18 protein-coding genes and 5 pseudogenes are annotated in these 18669 nt (G+C 69.9%); 11 read left to right on the top strand and 12 right to left on the bottom strand.

Annotated elements, in window-relative coordinates; all coding sequences use genetic code 11:
* Window positions 1–34 precede the first annotated feature (34 nt).
* On the top strand, window positions 35–907 hold the full coding sequence (locus tag GL259_RS02825; RefSeq protein WP_159528868.1) for an alpha/beta hydrolase: 873 nt from the start codon (window positions 35–37) through the stop codon (window positions 905–907).
* Window positions 908–1040: 133 nt separating this feature from the next.
* On the opposite strand, the pseudogene GL259_RS38425 reads toward GL259_RS02825, so the two are convergent.
* Window positions 1041–1105, bottom strand: a pseudogene (locus GL259_RS38425) (hypothetical protein); the annotation flags it as partial.
* A gap of 876 nt (window positions 1106–1981) precedes the next feature.
* Here GL259_RS38425 and GL259_RS02815 point away from each other — a divergent pair.
* Window positions 1982–3244, top strand: coding sequence for a PP2C family protein-serine/threonine phosphatase (locus tag GL259_RS02815; RefSeq protein WP_243762219.1), 1263 nt, complete (start codon window positions 1982–1984; stop codon window positions 3242–3244).
* Between the two features lie 50 nt (window positions 3245–3294).
* A pseudogene (locus tag GL259_RS02810) lies at window positions 3295–4022 on the top strand (IS6 family transposase).
* Between the two features lie 356 nt (window positions 4023–4378).
* Here the strand turns inward: GL259_RS02810 and GL259_RS02800 are convergent.
* The gene (locus GL259_RS02800; RefSeq protein ID WP_159528866.1) at window positions 4379–4954 is read right to left on the bottom strand and encodes a CGNR zinc finger domain-containing protein; all 576 of its coding nucleotides are present in this window, start codon (window positions 4952–4954) and stop codon (window positions 4379–4381) included.
* Between the two features lie 204 nt (window positions 4955–5158).
* On the opposite strand from GL259_RS02800, the gene GL259_RS02795 reads away from it, so the two are divergent.
* Complete coding sequence (locus tag GL259_RS02795) at window positions 5159–5782, top strand: LysE family translocator (protein ID WP_159528864.1); 624 nt, start codon at window positions 5159–5161, stop codon at window positions 5780–5782.
* Between the two features lie 88 nt (window positions 5783–5870).
* On the opposite strand, the gene GL259_RS02790 is transcribed toward GL259_RS02795, so the two are convergent.
* The 4 genes and pseudogenes from GL259_RS02790 to GL259_RS02775 all read right to left on the bottom strand — a co-directional run bounded on the left by GL259_RS02790 (window position 5871) and on the right by GL259_RS02775 (window position 8624).
* Entirely contained in the window at window positions 5871–6476 is a 606-nt protein-coding gene (locus GL259_RS02790; protein ID WP_243762532.1) for a transposase, read from the bottom strand.
* Window positions 6477–6548: 72 nt separating this feature from the next.
* Window positions 6549–7143: pseudogene (locus GL259_RS38420) on the bottom strand (ISAzo13 family transposase); the annotation flags it as partial.
* A 637-nt stretch (window positions 7144–7780) separates the two neighbouring features.
* Window positions 7781–8242 (bottom strand): HIT family protein, encoded by a 462-nt coding sequence (locus tag GL259_RS02780; protein ID WP_159528862.1) that lies wholly within the window; start codon window positions 8240–8242, stop codon window positions 7781–7783.
* Between the two features lie 115 nt (window positions 8243–8357).
* Window positions 8358–8624, bottom strand: coding sequence for a hypothetical protein (locus tag GL259_RS02775; protein ID WP_159528860.1), 267 nt, complete (start codon window positions 8622–8624; stop codon window positions 8358–8360).
* Between the two features lie 701 nt (window positions 8625–9325).
* On the opposite strand from GL259_RS02775, the gene GL259_RS02770 reads away from it, so the two are divergent.
* Window positions 9326–9529, top strand: coding sequence for a cold-shock protein (locus tag GL259_RS02770; protein ID WP_159528858.1), 204 nt, complete (start codon window positions 9326–9328; stop codon window positions 9527–9529).
* Between the two features lie 152 nt (window positions 9530–9681).
* Here GL259_RS02770 and GL259_RS02765 read toward each other — a convergent pair.
* The 3 genes and pseudogenes from GL259_RS02765 to GL259_RS02755 all read right to left on the bottom strand — a co-directional run.
* A pseudogene (locus tag GL259_RS02765) lies at window positions 9682–10020 on the bottom strand (IS701 family transposase); the annotation flags it as partial.
* A gap of 303 nt (window positions 10021–10323) precedes the next feature.
* Complete coding sequence (locus GL259_RS02760) at window positions 10324–10872, bottom strand: NIPSNAP family protein (RefSeq protein ID WP_159528856.1); 549 nt, start codon at window positions 10870–10872, stop codon at window positions 10324–10326.
* Complete coding sequence (locus GL259_RS02755) at window positions 10869–11336, bottom strand: hypothetical protein (RefSeq protein WP_159528854.1); 468 nt, start codon at window positions 11334–11336, stop codon at window positions 10869–10871. Before GL259_RS02755 ends, GL259_RS02760 begins: the two co-directional genes overlap by 4 nt.
* Window positions 11337–11392: 56 nt before the next feature.
* Here GL259_RS02755 and GL259_RS02750 point away from each other — a divergent pair, with 56 nt between their 5' ends.
* Window positions 11393–12322, top strand: a complete 930-nt coding sequence (locus GL259_RS02750) for a YafY family protein (protein ID WP_159528852.1) — start codon at window positions 11393–11395, stop codon at window positions 12320–12322.
* Between the two features lie 91 nt (window positions 12323–12413).
* On the opposite strand, the gene GL259_RS02745 is transcribed toward GL259_RS02750, so the two are convergent.
* Window positions 12414–12620, bottom strand: coding sequence for a hypothetical protein (locus GL259_RS02745; protein ID WP_159528850.1), 207 nt, complete (start codon window positions 12618–12620; stop codon window positions 12414–12416).
* A 68-nt stretch (window positions 12621–12688) separates the two neighbouring features.
* Between GL259_RS02745 and GL259_RS02740 the strand changes: the two genes are divergently transcribed.
* The 4 genes from GL259_RS02740 to GL259_RS02725 all read left to right on the top strand — a co-directional run bounded on the left by GL259_RS02740 (window position 12689) and on the right by GL259_RS02725 (window position 15077).
* Window positions 12689–12895: a hypothetical protein gene (locus tag GL259_RS02740; RefSeq protein ID WP_208026413.1), complete on the top strand. Its 207-nt coding sequence runs from the start codon at window positions 12689–12691 to the stop codon at window positions 12893–12895.
* A 171-nt stretch (window positions 12896–13066) separates the two neighbouring features.
* On the top strand, window positions 13067–13603 hold the full coding sequence (locus GL259_RS02735) for an aspartate carbamoyltransferase (RefSeq protein ID WP_159528848.1): 537 nt from the start codon (window positions 13067–13069) through the stop codon (window positions 13601–13603).
* 52 nt (window positions 13604–13655) lie between these two features.
* The gene (locus GL259_RS02730; RefSeq protein ID WP_159528846.1) at window positions 13656–14117 is read left to right on the top strand and encodes a GNAT family N-acetyltransferase; all 462 of its coding nucleotides are present in this window, start codon (window positions 13656–13658) and stop codon (window positions 14115–14117) included.
* A gap of 171 nt (window positions 14118–14288) precedes the next feature.
* Window positions 14289–15077: a sulfite exporter TauE/SafE family protein gene (locus GL259_RS02725; RefSeq protein WP_159528844.1), complete on the top strand. Its 789-nt coding sequence runs from the start codon at window positions 14289–14291 to the stop codon at window positions 15075–15077.
* A 249-nt stretch (window positions 15078–15326) separates the two neighbouring features.
* Here GL259_RS02725 and GL259_RS02720 read toward each other — a convergent pair whose 3' ends face one another.
* Window positions 15327–16256, bottom strand: a complete 930-nt coding sequence (locus GL259_RS02720; RefSeq protein ID WP_159528842.1) for an ADP-ribosylglycohydrolase family protein — start codon at window positions 16254–16256, stop codon at window positions 15327–15329.
* Window positions 16257–16569: 313 nt separating this feature from the next.
* On the opposite strand from GL259_RS02720, the pseudogene GL259_RS02715 reads away from it, so the two are divergent.
* Window positions 16570–17446: pseudogene (locus GL259_RS02715) on the top strand (IS5 family transposase).
* 9 nt (window positions 17447–17455) lie between these two features.
* Here the strand turns inward: GL259_RS02715 and GL259_RS02710 are convergent.
* Window positions 17456–18655 carry an MFS transporter gene (locus GL259_RS02710; RefSeq protein WP_279578618.1) on the bottom strand — a complete coding sequence of 400 codons (1200 nt, stop codon included), beginning with the start codon at window positions 18653–18655 and terminating at the stop codon, window positions 17456–17458.
* Window positions 18656–18669: the final 14 nt, after the last annotated feature.

The following is an 18669-nucleotide window of genomic DNA, read 5'->3' as shown; positions in this document are numbered from 1 at the left end:
TCAGGCCCCGATCCCAATCCACCGAGGAGTCACCATGAGCAACACGCCGTCCGGCCCCTCCCACGTCCGCGACCTGGCCCAGATCGAACGGGCGAACGCCACCGGCCGCACTCCCGCCGTCTTCATCCACGGGCTGTGGCTGCTGCCCACCAGCTGGGACCGGTGGGCCGCCGTGTTCGAGAAGGCCGGCTACGCCCCCGTACTGCCCGGCTGGCCCGACGACCCCGAGACGGTCGAGGAAGCCAACGCCCACCCGGAGGTGTTCGCCGGCAAGAGCGTCGGCCAGGTCGCCGACCACTTCTGCGACCTGATCGGCAAGCTGGAGCGCAAACCCGTCGTCATCGGCCACTCCTTCGGCGGCCTGATCACCCAGATCACCGCCGGACGGGGGCTTTCGCAGGCCTCCGTCGCCATCGACCCGGCCCCGTTCCGCGGGGTCCTCCCGCTGCCGTTGTCCTCCTTGCGGGCCGCGAGCGCGGTCCTCGGCAACCCCGCCAACCACCACCGGGCCGTACCGCTCACCTACGACCAGTTCCGCTACTCCTTCGCGAACGCCGTGAGCGAGGAGGAGGCGAGGGAGCTGTACGACACGTTCGCCGTCCCGGCCCCCGGCGAGCCCCTGTTCCAGGCGGCCGCGGCCAACCTCAACCCCTGGACCGAGGTCAAGGTGGACATCACCGCCGCCGACCGCGGCCCCCTGCTGATCATCTCCGGCGAGAAGGACAACACCGTCTCCTGGGCCATCGCCAACGCCTCCTACAAGAAGCAGGCGCAGAACGCACACGCCGTCACCGAGATCACCGAGATGCCCGGCCGCGGCCACGCCCTCACCATCGACCACGGCTGGCGCGAGGTCGCCGACACCGCACTCGCCTTCGTCCGGCGGTTCGCCGACCCCACCGGGTGACGACCGCCGTTCGGCCGAACCGGCCGACGCGCGCGCCGGAGATGCGGTGAGGTCATCGCGGAGTACGGGACCGTGTGTGCAGCTTCCGCCATTCGTGGGCGACATGCCGTACGAGTGGCGGAACACGCGGCTGAAACGGCTCGGGCTGACGAACCCGCACCGGTACGCGACGGCGGCGATCGTCGGGGGACTCGGCATCGGAACGGGTGAGCTCGCGGCGGGACTCCTCCAGCCGGCGGTGCCGAATCCAAGTACCGGCCGCGGTCCCCTCTTGTGCGAAGAGCCGGTGAACATGGCGGACCGGGACGTGGTGGGCGGCCGCGATCGATGCGGGGGAGAGCGCCGGGCCCGCGAGCCGGTCATCGATGGGGGAACGGACTCTGGCCATCAGGTCGCCCGACGCGGTGCACCGGGCCGGTGCCCGCGCGGCGGCCAAGTCGGCCAACACGTCCGCGAGGGGCCCCGAGATCCGGGCCCCGGTCTCGGGGCGCAGCCTCGTCGTGGTTTCGGCCAGTCCGGCCGGTAGCGGGGCAACCGCCCGGCCGACATCGTCGGCCGCCCCGGACAAGGACGCTGCTGCCCGAGGCCTGGACCGCGATGGTGATCGAGCCCCCATCGGTGTCCCGCCGGCCGCCGGTCGACGCGGCATCACCGGCCTGCAGACCCGGTCCGCAGGCGTGCTACGCCTGACCGGGACCGACGCGCTGCTGACCCCCGGCGCCGTCCGGACCGCCCGACCGCCCGAAGCCCCCAGAGCCGCGTCCATGACGCCGGCCCCCGTGGATGGCTGACTCCCCCGGGGAGTGTGGTGTGTCCAGGCGGTGTCAGACCGGCCCAGTCCGCGGCGGTCACTGGTGGACGGTGCCGTCCTGGACGATGTGGACACGGCCCGGGTGCGCGCAGTCCTTCGGGGCGGGGCGGCTATGGGATTCGAGCCGCTGCAGGCGCCGACGCTGCCCCGACCGCCGCCGATCCGCGGCATCTCGCGACCGTGCCGTGCAGCCGTGGCAGTGATCGGCACTGTGAAGCGGTGCCTGCAATGCTGGGAGGAGCAAGCCGGAAGAGGTGGCGAGCGTGGACGCATCGGAGCGGATGCTGAAGGTGCTGACCGGGATGCTCGGCGAGTCGCACCTGACGGACTTCGGCCAGCTGCCGGGCCTGGTCGCCCGGCATGCCGAGACAGCGGGTATGGCCGATGCACGGATCTTCCTGGCCGACCTGCGTCAGCAGGTCCTCAAGGAGGTCACCGGGAGGGGACTGAATGCCGCTGAAGGCGGTGAGGTCTTCTTGGTGGAGGGCACGCTACCCGGCCGGGTCTTTACAGGCAGCCGCCCTCAGCACGGCGGGGGCGGCGAGGGCGGCCGCTGGTGGGTGCCGGTGCTCGACGGGACCGAGCGCCTCGGCGTCCTGCGGGCCGATCTGCCCGGCGGCGTCGGGCCTGAGCGGCTTGAGACTCTGGCCTCGCTGGTCGGCATGCTGGTGGTCAGCAAGCGCCCCTCCAGCGACGCAGCCGCTCGTCTGGAGCGCACGGAGACGATGAACGTGGCCGCGGAGATGCAGTGGAACCTGATGCCGCCGCGCTCGTTCGCCAACCGGGACGTCGTGATCGCGGCCGCGTTGGAGCCCGCCTACGAGATCGGCGGTGACGCCTTCGACTACGCGATCGCCGACGACCAGGTCCACCTGGCCGTCTTCGACGCCATGGGGCACAACAGCTACGCCGGACTGGCCGCCAACCTTGCCGTGTCGGCCTGCCGCAACCAGCGCCGTCAGGGCACCGGCCTGGTGGCCACCGGCGAGCGCGTCGAGCAGATCCTGGTCGACCACTTCGGCCACAGCACCTACGTCACCGCCGTCCTGGCCGACCTCAACGCCACCACCGGGCTGCTCACCTGGATCAACCGCGGCCACCACCCGCCGGTGCTGATCCGCGGCGGACGATGGATCACCGCGCTGCCCTGCCCGCCGACGCACCCACTCGGCACCGAACTGGGCATCACCACCACCCTGTGCCGCGAACAGCTCGAACCCGGCGACCGCGTCCTGCTGTACACCGACGGCATCACCGAAGCCCGCGACGCACGCGGCCGCGAATTCGGTCTCCACCGGTTCACCGACTTCATCATCCGCCACCACGCCGACGGCCTGCCCGTACCCGAAACCCTGCGCCGCCTCATGCGCGCCGTCCTGGACCACCACGCCAGCCGGCTCAGCGACGACGCCACCGTCGTCTGCCTGGAATGGCACGGCCCCAGCCGCAACACCGAACTCCGCCCCACCCACCGCTCCGCAAACGACACCGACAACACCGACGTGAGCGGGGCACTGTCACGTTGATCGACCGGGTGGGACGATCTTCGGATCGATCACGGGGAGGGGGATCGTCCGTGGGGAGGGCGTCGGCGTCGTACAGGGGGCACCGGTACCCGGCCGAGGTGCTCTCCCACGGTGTACGGCTGTACTTCCGGTTCCCGCTCGGCCTCCGTGAGGCGGAGGAGGTGAGGAGGTGGTGCTCCGGCGCGGTGTGATCGCCTCCTGTGAGACGGTCCGGCGGTGGTGCGCCAGGTCCGGCCGGGCCTACGCCGACGGACCGCGTCGCCGCCGGCCCCGGCCCGGCGGCACATGGCATCTGGACGAGGCCTTCACCGAGATCAACGGCGCGCCGGGGTGTCCGTGGCGGGCTGTCGGCCAGGACGGCGACGTGCTGGACATCCTCGTGCGGGACCGGCGGGACAAGGCCGCGGCCCGGCGTTTCCCGCGCCGCCTGCTGAAGAGGACCCGCGTGGTGCCGCGGGTGGTGGTCACGGACAAGCTGCGCTCCCACGGTGCCGCCCACCGCGCGGTCATGCCTCCGGTCGGGCACCGCCCCCACAGGGGCTCGAACAACCGGCCGAGAACAGTCATCGGCCCACGAGGCAGCGCGCACGCGCGACGAGGGGCTTCCGCGGCGTGGGCGGGACGCAGCGGTTGCTGTCCGCGTTCAGCGGCATCTCGCCTCACTTCCGGCCTCGCCGCCACCTGACGACCGCCTCCGACCACCGAGCCGGAATGACCGTCCGCCTCGCCCTTCTGGGACCAGATCACCGGCGCCGCCGGCTCACCCACCACGGCCTGACGACCCGCCCGGCCCCAGGGCCATCACGCCCCGACGCGCCGCATGGCCACCGGACATCGTCGAGCAGCACGATGCCGCCAGGTCGGACGATCTCACCCAGGAAGCGGAGTGATCTACCGGACGCGGACGGCGTCGCTGGACGAACCCGAACTCGACCGGGTGGCTGACGACCTGCGGCAGTTTCTCGAGCAGCTGGAGAGATCCCTTACAGGGTTCGTCGCCAACGGCGAGCCGGGATGCCTGGAGCTGGGTCCTCAACACTTCATTGTGTCAGCCGCTGTAAAAGGTGGTCTCATGTGGCAAGCCTGCGCCGACGGACGAGGGGAGAGGCGATGCCGGTGAACGTATGAAAGTGGTCAGCCGGAAAGGGTTGAGCTATTGCGCTTGTTGGCGAGGAAGCGTGCCTTCTTCTCGCGATTCCCACACGTATTCATGTCGCACCATTTCCGTGTGCCGCCTCGGCTGGTGTCCAAAAAAGCGGCTCGACACGTGGGTGATGCGCACAAGGAAATCTTTCCCTCCCGCTCTCCCGCAAGGAGGCTTGTCGCATCGGCAGCGATCACGCTGAGCGCATCTTCTACGGAAGAAGAGCCCAACCTCCATTTCCGGCCACCCTCGGACGTCAAGATCGCCGAGGCCAGACCCTGAGTACTGCAGTCATTGATGACTCGGACGGCTGAAGAGGGAAGCGGGTTCTGGCTTGCAACTGCGGTGGCAGCTGCATGAATTGATTCCCTTAGCTCTCGAGCCCGGTCGAGTTGGGACTGGGTGCAGGAGTCGACCGCGAGTCCATTGACTGCCAACCAGTCCGCGAGCCGAGAGGGCGCAGGGATTCGCTCCAACGTTTCACCGTAACGCTCTGACAGGGTTCCCGTGAAGCTAGTCGCCAGTACTTTACCCAGACGAAACTCGGGGAAGTGAACAGTAGCCATGGAACCACCTTAGCCGGTTGCCACCTGAAGCGCAAGCATGCTAGAACCGTCATAGGTGGTTCTGTGTCTGCTTGGGGGCATCGTGGAATCCTTCCAGGTCAGCAGCAGGTTTCCGGCCACCGACTGGGCAACTCGGCGCGGATCGATCACTGTCGGCGCCGAGGGGTCCCTGGCACGCCACGCCAAAGCCGGAGGTGGTCGACGATGATGGATTTAGCGATACTGCCGAGCTACATTGCGGTGATCCTGCTCTTTCTCGCTCCACCCGGGCCCGATATGCTCTACATGCTCGCAGTGGGCCTTGAAGGTGGTCGCCTGTCCGCGCTGAGGGCCATCCTCGGTATAGGAACAGGTATGAGTGTCTATGCCGCCGCCGTCGTTGCCGGGATGGGAGGGGTCGCCCAATCGCACCCATCGGTGCTTGATGCGGTGAGAATATTGGGCGCAGCGTATCTGTTGTGGTTGGCGTACGCGACAATGCGAAGTGCGCGTCGCGCGATCAACGGAAACGGCGATATCGCGCCAGGTAGGTGGTATCTGCGAGGAGTATTAGTTAGCCTGACGAATCCGAAAATAATTCTTTTTTACCTCGCGATGCTCCCGCAGTTCATAGGAAGTGCAGATAATCCTGAATTTCAGATGGCCGTCCTCGGTGCAATCAATGTCCTGATGGAGGTGGTTCTTTACGGATGCATTGGAATGTTGTCGGGATTTTTCCATGCACGGCTCACCGGCTCGACAAAAGCGACGGTTGCACTGAATCATGTTGCGTGCGCCGTTTATGTTGTACTGGCAGCGGTGATCGTTGTCGAGATTCTCCTGGCCTGATGCTCCAGTTGCGGTTCGCTGTCTCTGCTGGTCGGAGGAACCTTCTCGAGTCTGTTCGGCTGCCGTGGCGTCAGGTGCCGGAAGTTCGTCACCTCCGCCGTGGCGGCGACGGTAGTGGCAGCGTCGTGCAGTGGCCTGGTGGCGGCGCCGCCACCAGGAACAGTTCAGCGCGTGATCGGCCTTTCCGCCGGTGTGTCGGTGGGGGACGGTGAACTGCCAGGAGCCGCCGGTCGTGCATGGGCTGATCGCCGTCGAAGTCGCAGAGGGCAGGCAGTTTCGCCGCGGCCCAGTCGTAGACGCGCGGCCCCTTCGCCCCGTCACCGCAGGAATGGCGTTCCCAGGCTTCATCCGGCGCTTGAGCGATGACGAGATCGATCCGGCCCGGCGCAGGGACGGGCTGGGACTTCGGGACGGCCAGGACGTAACCGACGCCGGCTTCCTCCAGCATCCGCCGCAGCCGCCATTCCTGGCCACAGGCCGAGTCCGCGGTCACCCGGGCGATGGGCAAGGGCGAGGCCAGGGCCCGCTGGATCATGGCTTTGGCCAGGTCGCCCTTGGTCGCGGAGTCACGGTCGTCGGGTATCTTCGCCGCCTCGCAGCGGTACCGGTCCGCCGTCCAGGACTTCGGCAGATACCACTCCCGGTCCACCAGCGATCGTCCGCGCCGGGAGGTGCAGGCGGCGAGGACCCCGATCTGGCGGTTCTCCGTGCGGCCGGGGGCTCGTACCTGAATAACTGTCAGGGCTGGTCTTTCTGGTGGTTCTCGTCAGGAAGGCGGGCTCGGAGCTGTTCGAGAGTCCGGGCGGGCGACCCGGGCAGTGGTGTGACGACGATGCGGTGCAGGTCCAGAAGCCGGTGGCCGTCTTGGAACTGGTGGGAGAGGTTGGTGCGAGTGACGCCCGGCAGCTGGGCCAGGAGTGTGCTGGTGATCGCCCTGCGTCGACGTAAGAGCGCTGCCAGGAGGCGGTGACAGTGGTCGAGGCTGCTGGTCTGCGGGTGGAGGTAGCTGCGCGGACGGGGGAAGCGCCGCTGGAAGGCGGCCTCGGCCAGGGCATCCCAGTATGGCTCGGAGACTGTGCCACCAGGCGCTCGAAGTCGGACCGTGGCATGCCGGTCAGGGCCGGATTGCTAAGCATCCCGGTCAGGGCGGGGTCGATCCGCCGGGCGGCCGCCGGCGCCTTCGGAGGTCGCGGTGGAACGGGGGCGAGGGCGTAGTTCCAGTCGTCGTGGAATGCATCGGGCGTGATCGGCAGGGCCTGGAACTCGGCAGCGGTAACCGTGGAGCCCAGGCGGTAGCTACCGGTGTCCAACTCGGCACCGATGGTCAGCCCGGTCCGGGTGGTCGTCGCCAAGCTCAGGACTCAAGGCCCGATCTGTGTTGTTCAGCGACCTACTGGCGGTTGAACAGACCGATCGGCGGCGAGGGCATGACCAGCAGATCCATAGTCGGTTCCGGCGGCCCGGACGCTCTGCCGGGCATGTCGGTGGCGCTGGCGGCCAGGGGTGTCAGCGTTCGCGTGAAAGCGCACCGGCCAACACACGCGAACGTGCGCAACGCGCCGTCCTCCACAGCGCCGGGGCCACCCGACAGCCAGCCGTCGTCTGTCCCGCATCCCGAGGATTCGGGTGGCCCCGCCCCATCAGCCGGAAGGGGCGGCAGAGCGGTGCACTTTCATCCGTACTGACCGGTGCGCCTTCGGCTGTACGCCGACAAGGGGCGAACCGCACCTGTCGATGCGAATTGGGTGGCATCTGTGTTCGACCTGGGCCGTGTAGGTCACCCGAGGCCGAGTTGTGCCTGCTGTGGCGAGACCGGAGGACCGCCCCCGTGTCCGTGCAGGTCACCATGTGATTTCGCCGTAGTCGGATCACTGACATCCCCGTTGCGGCCGCGGCCGTCGCCGCCGTCAGGGTGGCGGCGACGCCGGGCGGGGGCATCGGTGGGGGATTGGGGCCCATGAGGTGCTGTGAGCAGCTCGCCCCGCTGCCTTGCACGTCTCAGGGAGTTTCCCGGCGGTCTTTCCCGCGGTTCAGGCGCGCTCTGATCAGCGCGGCGTCGTGGTCGAGGGCGGCACGGGACCGCTCCTGCCACCTGACCTCCAAGCGGAACCGGTCGTCCGCGGTGCGGGGGAAGACGTGCACATGGAGGTGGAAGACCGTCTGATCGGCGGCTTCACCGTCGGCGAGGAATACGTTTACTCCCTCGCAGGGTAGCCCCGAGCGCCGCAAAGCCTGCGTCAGCAGGTGGACGACGCGGAACAGATGGGCCATCAGGGCCTCGTCGATGTCCTCCAGACCTGCCGCGTGCTCCTTGGGGATGACGAGGAGGTCTCCAGGAGCAGCCGGGTGGATGTCCATGAAGGACAGGACCAGCTCGTCCTCGTACACGCGGCTGGCCTGCGCCCGGCCGGAGACGATGCCGCAGAAGACACAGGCCGGATCCCCGGCGAAGAGCTCCATGGACACAGCATGCGACAGCGGTCCGGGAGCCGCTCCCGGCCGGTCCGACCACGCGCCGCGCAGGCTTCTTGCCTCGGCCGTCCGCCCGACAGGTGTCCGTCGAAGCGGAACAAGCTCAGTGGTTCCAGCCGACGCGTCGGTCGGGATCCTGGACGGGCCGCCGGACGGGTGTGCAGGGCTCGTCGTGGAGGATGTCGGCCAGCGCCGCGGCCAGGACGGGAACGCCCCGTGGGGCGTCTGGCGCGAGCCGGCCGGCGGCGGTGCGGAGAGCGCGGACATGGTGGTCGACTCCGGCGGGGCCGGTGCCGTCCAGGACGAACAGCAGCCGCGGGAAGAGCGGGTAGCGGCGCCGACATTCCTCTCGCGGCGCCTCCGGTCCCACCGACCGACGCGCACCGGGCGGTGGCGCGGGTATGTGAGCGTGGGGGGGTGTAGGCGGTGAGTTTGGCGGCGAGGCGTTCGGGTCCCGTGGCGGCGCGGTCGGCTCCGACGAAGGCCCACAGCATGGAACCGTGCCCGTCGCGTCCCTTGCGGCAGTGGAGCAGCGCGTCGGGGATGACGGTCTCGCCACCGCCGAGGGGGTGGTGGACTTCGGAGATCCAGCCCGGCGGCGGGCACAGGCCGCCGCGGTGGCGGCGTCCTGCACGAAGGCGAGCGCGGTCTCGGTCACCGTCAGTCCGTGCCCAGCCCGCAGCCGCACCGCGCCGCGGTCCGAGGCCGTCCTCGGCGGTCACCCAGAGCTTCGAGGCCCGGCGGGAGTCGGCCGGTAAGCGCCTCACCGCCCGCATCGCTCCGCTGGACGACCCCGGCAGCGCCGCCACCGGACGCCCACCCGCGTAAAGAGGACGCCGACGAGCGTGCTGCCTCTGACCGGGACCGACACGCTGCTGTCCCCGGCGCCGCACGGGCCGCTTGACCGCCCGCAGCCCGTCTCGTTCATAGCCGCCGTCAGGTGCGGTCTGCTGTCGTCGGGGGTCACTGCGGGCGTTTCTCCTGTCCCGCGCCCGATCGGTCGGCGATGATCCCATCTGAGGCCGCGCGGCACGGTGCTGCGCCGCCCGATCAATGGTGAGGGAGAGCGAGATGGCCACCGGCACAGTGAAGTGGTTCAACGCGGAAAAAGGTTTCGGCTTCATCGAGCAGGACGGCGGCGGGCCGGACGTGTTCGTCCACTACTCGGCCATTGCCGGTGGCGGCTACCGGGAGCTGCATGAGGGCCAGAAGGTCAGCTTCGACGTCACGCAGGGGCAGAGAGGGCCGCAGGCCGAGAACGTCACGCCGGCCTGAACGATGCCACTGGCTGGTGCCCGGCTGCGGGTCTTTGACCTGTCCGGATGAGCATCCATCAGGACCTCGTCAGGTCTGTCTCGATCTTGATGTCGTGTGTGGTCCGCTGGGCGGGGGCTGGTGGCAGGCGGTGCAGATGCCGGTCCAGCACCTCAGGACGTCCTGGAGGGCGTCGAGGGTCTGGTAGGGAGTGAGTGCGGTCCAGGTGCTTCTGGGGCCAGCCGCTGTTCGGTGAGGAAGGCGTGGGCGGCGCTCACGAGGGTGACGTGGTGGTGCCAGCCGGGCCAGGACCGGCCTTCGAAGTGGTCCAGGCCCAGGCCGTGCTTGAGTCCGCGGTAGTCGTGCTCGATGCGCCGGCGGACCCTGGCCGGACGGACCAGGTCGGCGATCGGGGTGTCGGCCGGCGGGCTGGACAGCCCGTACTCGGTGGGCGCCTCGGCGTCTTCGGGCCACTCGACCAGCAGCCGGCAGCCGGGCAGGGTGCCGTTCCACCAGCCCTGTCCGGCCGAGATCGACTTACGGCGGCCGTCCGGCATCAGTCCCCGCAGGTAGCGGTCACCCTTGGCCCACTGGTCCTCGCGGGGCACCGACGCGAAGACATCAGCCACGTACAACGCCGACTTCGCCCGGACGCGGTTCACTTCATGTGCATCCGTCCACCCAACATGCCCAGGAACAGACCGAACCCGAAGACCTGACGGAGTCCTGTGGGGCAATCCTCATTCTCGCTGTTCAGAGGACTTTTCTGCTTTTCTGGCCGCCCGTGGGACAGCTGGCTCTGTGAAAGCCCGAGGCTACGGCGTCACGGGTTCCAGCCGCAGCCGCCGGGTCGGCCAGGGTGGTGGCTCGGCCAGGCCGAACCAGACTCGGGCGTCCTCCCCGGTGCGGACGGGCAGACGGGGGAAATCGTTCTCGGCGTGCTCGGTGCGGTGCAGCGCATGGCCCGGATTCAGGTGCCGGGCGGCGTACGCATCGAAGGCGGCCGCGTCGGCGGGGTGGCAGACGGTCGCGAACACTTCACCGGCGCCGGGCGGAGGCGTGAAGCCCGGGCCGCGCAGCAGCAGGACGTTGTCGCTGTCGACCATGGTGGCGTTGGCCGCATCGCGGTGCTCCCGCCAGACCGGGCCGGTGTAGAACGCCTGCAGCGCGCGCCGGCGGTGCGCCATGTCGGGGAATGCGCGCAGCCAGACGAAGCGGTCCGGGTCGTCCAGGTCGCGGAAACGACCTCCGACGGTGATGCCGACCGCCTGCTGACCGGTCACGAACTCGCGCTCGAACAGCTCGATCAGCGTCTCCCGGGCTCCGGGATGCAGGGTGTACTGCCGGAGTTCGACGATGCTCATCCGCCGACCCGCCCCGTGCGGGTGAGACCCATGATCCAGTTGAGCTCCCAGGAGCGGCCGTCGTCGGCGGAGAACCCCTGCTCCCGGCGGGCAGTGTCCGGGCCGAGGCGGTACCAGGCGAAGTGCACTCGGATCGGCCGGCCGTGGCAGGTGTCCTCTCCGTGGAAATCGCCGCGGCCACCGGTGAAGCCGCCGACCACCGGCGGATCCAGTCGGCCCGTCCGGCTGTCGGACCGGTGGAGGGGCCATCGCTCCGTCTCCCGGTCGAACAGCCGCAGGGTCACGCCCTGACGGCCAAGGGTGGGAAAGGTGATCTCGTCAATGTTGCCGGCACCCCCGAAAAGCGGCCGGACCATCGCGTGACCGGGGAACTCCCCCCGGGTGCCGGGGCCCGAGCCGAGTGGTGTGGTGAGTCGGCGGCTGGCCACGTCCCAGGAGCCGTGCAGGAAGTCGAAGTCGTCCATGCGCCGCAGGTTAGGGCCGATCCCCTGACATCCCCTGTCAGTGGATACTGAGCGGCATGCGTGCGAGTCGGCTGGTCACCCTGCTTCTGCTGCTCCAGAACCGGGGCCGGATGACGGCCCGGCAGCTGGCCGAGGAATTGGAGGTCTCCGTACGGACCGTCTACCGAGACGTCGAGGCGCTCGGCGCCGCCGGTATCCCGCTGTACGGTGACGCCGGACACGCGGGCGGCTACCGGCTGGTCGACGGCTACCGGACCCGACTCACCGGACTGACCGCGGACGAGGCGCAGGCCGCGTTCCTCGCTGCACTTCCCGGCGCCGCCGCCGAGCTCGGCCTCAGTGAGGCGCTCGTCACCGCCCAGCTCAAGCTGCGGGCCGCCCTTCCGGCGGAGCTGCGCGAGCACGCCGAGCGGATCCAGGAGCGCTTCCTGCTCGACGCCCCCGGCTGGTATGGCGACGTCGACCGTGCGCCTCACCTGACCGCGGCCGCCGCTGCGGTATGGGCACGGCGGGCGGTGGTACTGCGATACCGGCGCTGGCGGGCGCCGGAGGAGATCGAGCGGCGGGTGGAGCCGTATGGGCTCGTACTCAAGGCCGGCCGCTGGTACCTGGTCGCCGGCGGACCATCCGGGATCCGCACCTACCGGATCGACCGGATCCTCGAACTCCGGGAACTGGAAGACGAGTTCGCCATACAGGACGGGTTCGACCTGACCAGGTACTGGAACAGCTATCTGGCCGACTTCCGAGCGCGACTACACGCAGGGGAGGCCCTGCTACGGCTCACCCCGGAGGGCGCCCGCCGCCTCGGCGTCACACCCACCGGTGACGGATGGACGGAGGCCAGGGTGCCCATCGAGTCGATCGACCACGCCCACGGAGAGTTCCTGCGGCTGGGCGCCGACGTCGAGGTCATGGCACCGGCTGAACTCCGCGACCGCATCGCCGAGACGGTACGGACCCTGGTCACTCGCTACGAAGGGTGACCCTGCGCAAAGGGTTCTCCGGACCGGGCACCGGCCACCCGCACCCTCCCCCCCTGCACCCGCACATGCGCGTAGGACCTCGTACGCGTCTTCACTTGAGCAGTGCGGCTTTCCTGGCGACGACAAGGCGGTAGGCCCATCCAGCCGTGCCGGCGAGGTGGTAGACGCCCCGGTAATCGCCGTCGCGCTCGGTGAAGATCAGTCCGAGGCGGTCACTGACGAGCCGGACCGGATCGCCCTGCGCGACCCGCACGCGCAGCAACTGCGGGCCGTCCTGGAACCGGACCTCACCGACCACCGGCGCGGCCGCAACGGCCCCCTCCCGCCCGCCACCGCACTCGCCGGCGTTGCCCCCATGAGGCCGGTGTGGCGTCGGGCATCGTCAGCACCTTCCACGAGTTCGGGGCCTCGGCCGGCGCCGCGGCCGTCTCCAGTGCCGCCGCCACGAGCATCGCCGCCCACACCAGTGCACAGACCGCCTCCGGCTTCGACGACGCGTTCCTCGTCACCACCGGCATGGCCGCGGTCTCCGCCGTCATCGTCATGTGGCTGATCCCCGCCAAGCAGCAGTAGGCCCACGCCCGAAGGCCGGCAGGGATCGGCGCGCCCAGCACTTCAACAGCCGCGGCACAGCCGAAGTCGAGACCCGCCCCGTGCACCCCTGCCGGCCACGGCACCGCGGCGGTCCCCTTCACAACGGAACGGGCGTACCGCATGCCCTCGAAGTGCTCACGGAGGCACTGGATGAAGTACGGCAAGCGTCGGCTGCTGACGGCCGGCATCGCCGCAGCAGGTGTAGGCGCGGCACTGGGCGCAGCCCTCCTGATCGGCGGCCCCCGGCGGGACAGCGACGAGGCAAGGACCGGCCGGCAGGAGGCAGTCGCCGAGCGCGGCCGGACCGTGATGCCCTTCGACCTCGAACAAACCGCCCACCACTTCACCCCCACCAAGGCGGGCGGGGTTCAGGACGTCGTCGCCGACCAGCCCGACGACAGCACGCAGGTCAGCCTCATACGCACCCACCTCCGGCAGGAGGCAAAAGCGTTCAGCCGGGGATACTTCGGCGCCCCCGCGCAGATCCACGGCGACAGCATGCCGGGTCCGGCGGAACGGGAGGACGGCCACGAACGCATCGAGGTGCGCTACCGGGAACGTCCCGACGGGGCCACCCTCACCTACGAGACCGAAGAGCCCGCCCTGGTCGACGCCCTGCACGACTGGTTCGAAGCACAGCCCAGCGACCACGCCGACCACGCCGACCACGCCGAATCAGGCCACTGATCAACGGCACGAGCACCACGGCAGGCCATCAGGCGCCCCTCGCACGATCGGAGTGGACGGCTTGAACAACCCGTACGAGCTGAGCGCGGGCGCACCCGCCGTCGAGGTCTTCCGCCGCCTGCGCACCGACGCCGGCCTCTCGGACAAAGCCCCAGAAGCGGTCGCGCTCGCCCTGCCCGACACCTGGCACGGCGTGGTCGTTCACCACGAAGGGGAGCCCATCGGCATGGGGCGGATCATCGGTGACGGCGGCACCGCGTTCCAGATCGTCGACGTCTGCGTACACCCCGCACACCAGGGCCGTGGCCTCGGCAAACGCATCATGGCCGCCCTCACCGAGGAACTCGAGCGCCGGGCACCCGCCACCGCCTACGTCTCCCTGATCGCCGACGGCCCCGCCCGCTCCCTCTACGAGAAGTACGGCTTCGCAGATACCGCCGCGCACGACTCGATCGGCATGTACCGCACGATGGGCGCAAGCCCTGGGTTCAGCCGATCACCTGCCGAGCCGTAGAAAGATGCTGCGCCCCGACCGCCGCACCCGCGGCTGTCCCGTCGAACCAGGTGCGGACGCGTCCGATTCCGAAGCCCGGCTGCTCCTGCCGCTCATGAACATCTTGTTGCAGGCCACCCTCACGGCGGCCGAGCCGCCGATACTGACCGGGCGGGCGAAACGGGGGCACCGGTGGACTGGACGTTGGCGGGAGGGCTGGCCGCCGGCCTGCTGATCGCGACCGTGACCGCGCCCGTCGGCGTGTCCGGTGCCGTATTCCTCCTCCCCGTCCAGTTGAGCGTCTTCGGTGTGCCCAGTCCGGCGGTGACCCCGACCAATCTGTTGTTCAACGTCGTCGCCGGGCCTGGCGCCCTGCGGCGCTATCGCCGCGACGGCGCCCTGCGCGGAGATCTTGCCCGCCGCCTGGTGCTGGGCACACTGCCCGGCGTCGTCATCGGCGCCGCCGTTCGCGTCTTCGCCCTCCCCGGCCCGGACGTCTTCCGACTCCTGATCGCCGTCCTGCTGCTCCCGCTCGGCCTGTGGCTTTGCCTGCGCGCCCTCACCCCGGCACGCCACAGCCGGCAGCCGCCCGCAGGCGAATTGCCCCCACGCACCCTCACCGTCCTCGCCCTGGCGGTCGGCGTGATCGGCGGCATGTACGGCATCGGCGGCGGCTCCCTCCTCGGCCCGATCCTCGCCGGGCGCGGCCTGCCCGTCGCACGCGTCGCCCCGGCCGCGCTCTCCGCCACGTTCGCCACCTCCCTCGTCGGCGCAGCCGCCTACGCACTGCTGTCCCTCGTGAGCTCCGGAGACATCGCCCCCGACTGGTGGCTCGGACTCGCCTGCGGCACCGGCGGACTGATCGGCGGCTACCTCGGCGCGCGCCTCCAACCCCGCCTGCCCGAACGAGCCCTACGCCTGCTGCTCGGTGCCCTCGCCACCGCCCTCGGAGCCCTGTACGCCGCCCAGACCCTGCACTGAGCCACCCCGGTTGCGAATCCGCGGCGGAGAGCCCTCAACCGTTGTTTGGCATGGGGCAACGGACAACCAGAAACCCCCTCCATGACTTCGGCTCGGCCGCCCAGCCCGGCCGCAGATCGGGCGTGGGTACGGGCGTGCTCAGCATCGGCTCCGGTGGCATCCACATCACATCGGATCCCTTCCACCGTGCGACGACGAACCCCTCGTCGTGCCGCTGGAGGCCGTGGAGAGTACGGAGCAGCACCCGATTCAGCCTCCGAGGCGGTGTGCGAGGTGAAGCAGATCTGCCAGGTGCAGCACCCGTCCGTCGCATCCTGGGAGGGGGACGTGGAGCGGCCGGGTCCAGTGGGCGGGGATTGCGTCCAGCCCGTAGTACGCCCCTGCGAGGCCGCCTGTCACCGCGGCGACGGTGTCCGTGTCACCGCCGAGATCGATCGCCGCGCGTATCGCGTCTTCGAAGCTGGTGGTGGTGCGTAGGGCCCAGACGGCGGAGCCCAGGCAGGGCCAGACGGCGCCGTTGAACTCGGTCGCCTGATCCGGGTGCCAGTCGGGCGCGAGGACGGTGGCGTAGCGGCCGCGGTGGTCGGGGTGGACAAGGGCCAGGATGTCCGGGAGCGCGGCGAGGGGGTCGGCGTCCTCGAACATGACACGGATGAGTTCATGGAAGATCGCGGTGCCTTCCCGGGCCGCGCGGTCACCGTGGGTCAGGGCAGCGATCCGGCGGGCCGCGTCCAGGGTGGCTTCCTGGCCGGCGGGTGCGAAGTGGACCGCGGAGGTCGATGCCCGCATCAAGGAGCCGTTTCCCGCTGCTCGTTGGTTGACCTGGAAGTGAATCGCAGCGGCGAGGTCCCAGGGCATGCCGTTGGTCAGGACGTCCTCGGTCTGCAAGCCGATGTCCTTCGGTTCTGATGCCGCCCACCGCTGGAAGCGGGCGAAGATGTCCGGCAGATCCAGTCCGCCCCGCTCCAGCAGCGACTCCGCGACCAGGACGGCCATCTGTGTGTCGTCGGTGGCCTCGCCGGGGTCCCAGCCGCCGCCTCCGCACATCTCGCCACCGGCACCAGGGGCGGGGAACCGTGCGGAGAACGCTCCCTGGGGGCCGAACTCGAAGGGACCGCCCAGGGCGTCACCCACCGCTGAGCCGACGACCGCGCCAGCGGCCCGCTGAATCCGCTCCATCCGCGCAGGTTATCTGTGCCGCGCCGACGACCGCACGGCCCTGTTTCCTCTTTCGGCTTGACCTCCGCCCCGACCTGACGTGCCACCTCACGATTGGTGGCGCCCGTGGCACAGGCCAGGACGATCCGGCAGCGCAGCGCCAACGCCTGCGGCGTGGATCTGCGCCGGACCAACTCTCCCAGCTGATCGCGCTCTTGAGCAGTCAGCACCAGTTCAGCCTTGGGCCGTCCCATCCGAGCCATGCACAGACCACACCAATGAAATGAAATCCTGGCTCAGAAGACCAGGGTCCGTCTTCAGAGATCACTAGGTGATGGATCATGGTGTCGTGGTACGTCGTCATGAACTCACGGATCAGGACCGGGAGTTGCTCGCTCCGCTGATACCGCGGGCCGCGACGGGCCGGCCGCGTGCGGAGGACCGGCAGGTCATCAACGGGATGGTCTACAAGATCCGGACCGGGATCTCCTGGCGTGACCTGCCGGAACGCTACGGGCCGTGGCAGACGGTCTCCCCCGCTTCAGCCGCTACGTCCTGGACGGCGTGTTCACCCGGGCCCTGCAGCAGATCGAGGCCCGGGCCGACTCGGCCGGGGACATCGACTGGCTGGTGCAGATCGACTCCACCATCGTCCGCGCCCACCGGCACGCCGCCGCCACCGGCCGAAAAGGGGGATCCGTCGGCCGGACGAACCGGACGATCACACCCTCGGCCGATCCCGGGGCGGACTGACCACGAAGGCCCATCCCGCCTGCGACGGCAAGGGCCGCCCTCCGGCCCTCCTCGTCACACCGGACCGGCGCCGCGACGGCACCTGCGCACGCATCCTGCTCGAACGTATCCGCGTTCCCCGCGGCGGCCTCGGCCGGCCACGCTGCCGACCCGACCAGGTCATCGCGGACAAGGCCTACAGCTCCTGCGGTTTCCGCGCCCACCTGCGACGACGCGGCATCGCCCCCACCATCCCCGAGAAGACCGACCAACAGCGCCACCGACTGAACCGTGGGCGCCGAGGCGGCAGGCCACCCGGATTCGACCGACAGACCTACCGCCGGCGTCACATCGTCGAACGCTGCTCCAACCGACTCAAGGACTTCCGAGGCATCGCCACCCGGTACGACAAGACCGCCACCTCCTACGAAGCAGCGGTCACCCTCGCACCGTTCCTGCTCTGGGCGAGATCCGTTTGAAGACGGACCCTAGCGCTCGGAGCGCCGCAGGTGAACGGCACCGGCTGTGATGGCGCCTGCCCCTGCGAAGGCGGCGGTGGCCGCGACGAGGGCGGTCGGTGTGAAGCCGAGGGCGCCGGAGATGGCGCCGAAGGCGAACGGGGCGATGGTGGCACCGGTGTAGATGCCGACCTGGACGGTGTGGCCGGCGTACTCGGCCTGGTCGGTGACCAGGTGGAGTGCGGTGGCCAGCAGCAGACCGGTCCAGCCCCAGCCGGCGGAGAAGGCCAGCAACGCGCCCACGGTGAAGGCGACAGGTGTGCCGGCGGCGATGAGCGCGAGTCCGAACCCTCCCGTGCACATCATCGCGGCGATCACCGTGGGATTGCGGCCGGGGGCACGGTCGGTGAGTGCTCCCGCCGCGACACGGACGGCGATGGCCAGGACTGAGCTGGCTGTCAGCAAGTGGCCGGCCGTAGTGGGTGACAGACCGGAGTCGGTGCCGAGGTGGACGAAGTAGGTGGCCACCGCGTTGTTCCCGGTCGCGGCCAGTGCGGCGGCCGAAGACCACAGCAGCAGCGTTCTGCCGGTCCGAGGGTGTCCGCCCGTGCGGGTGGGGCCTGCCGGTTCGAGAGGTGCCCGAGCCAGTGGAGCCAGCGCCGTCACAAGCAGCGCCACCAGGCCGGCGGTCAGCAGGGACACGCGCCAGCCGTGCGCCGGGAGCACGAGGGCAACCAGCAGGCCAGGTACGAAGGTTGCCGCCGCGAGTGCGGCGCCGACGACACCGGCGGCCAGGGAACGCCTGTGGGCGGGAGTCCGTGCCGCGATCAGCCGCCCCACCGCCGGCTGTACGAGGGCGTTGCTCAGCCCGCCCAGTAGCAGCAGCACGGTCAGCGAGATCATGCCGGTTGCCTGCGAGGCGCCCAGCATGACGGCGGCGGCGCTCAGTGCGGCGGCGGCCAGCACACGGTGCACCGGGAACCGCGCGGCCACCCGCCTGGCGATCGGTGAACCGAGCGCGGTGGCGGCGTAGAAGCAGCTCAGCGCCAGCCCGATCGCGCTGCGAGACAGGCCGAGACCGCTTTCCAGGGCGGGGGCCAGTGCCCCGACGGTGAAGCCGGGCATGACGGTCACGGTCGCAGTGAGCGCGGCGGTCGTGACCGCGGGCCAATGCCGCGTGTGCGGAGCGGGGCAGGGGAGTCGGGCGGCGCAGGCGCGCGTCGTCGTCATGTCGGTGTCCGGTT

It is taken from the genome of Streptomyces sp. Tu 3180, from assembly GCF_009852415.1.
In the GTDB taxonomy this organism is placed as follows: Bacteria; Actinomycetota; Actinomycetes; order Streptomycetales; family Streptomycetaceae; genus Streptomyces.
Note: the sequence above shows the minus strand (reverse complement) of the source record. Positions and strands in the feature narration are given on the sequence as shown.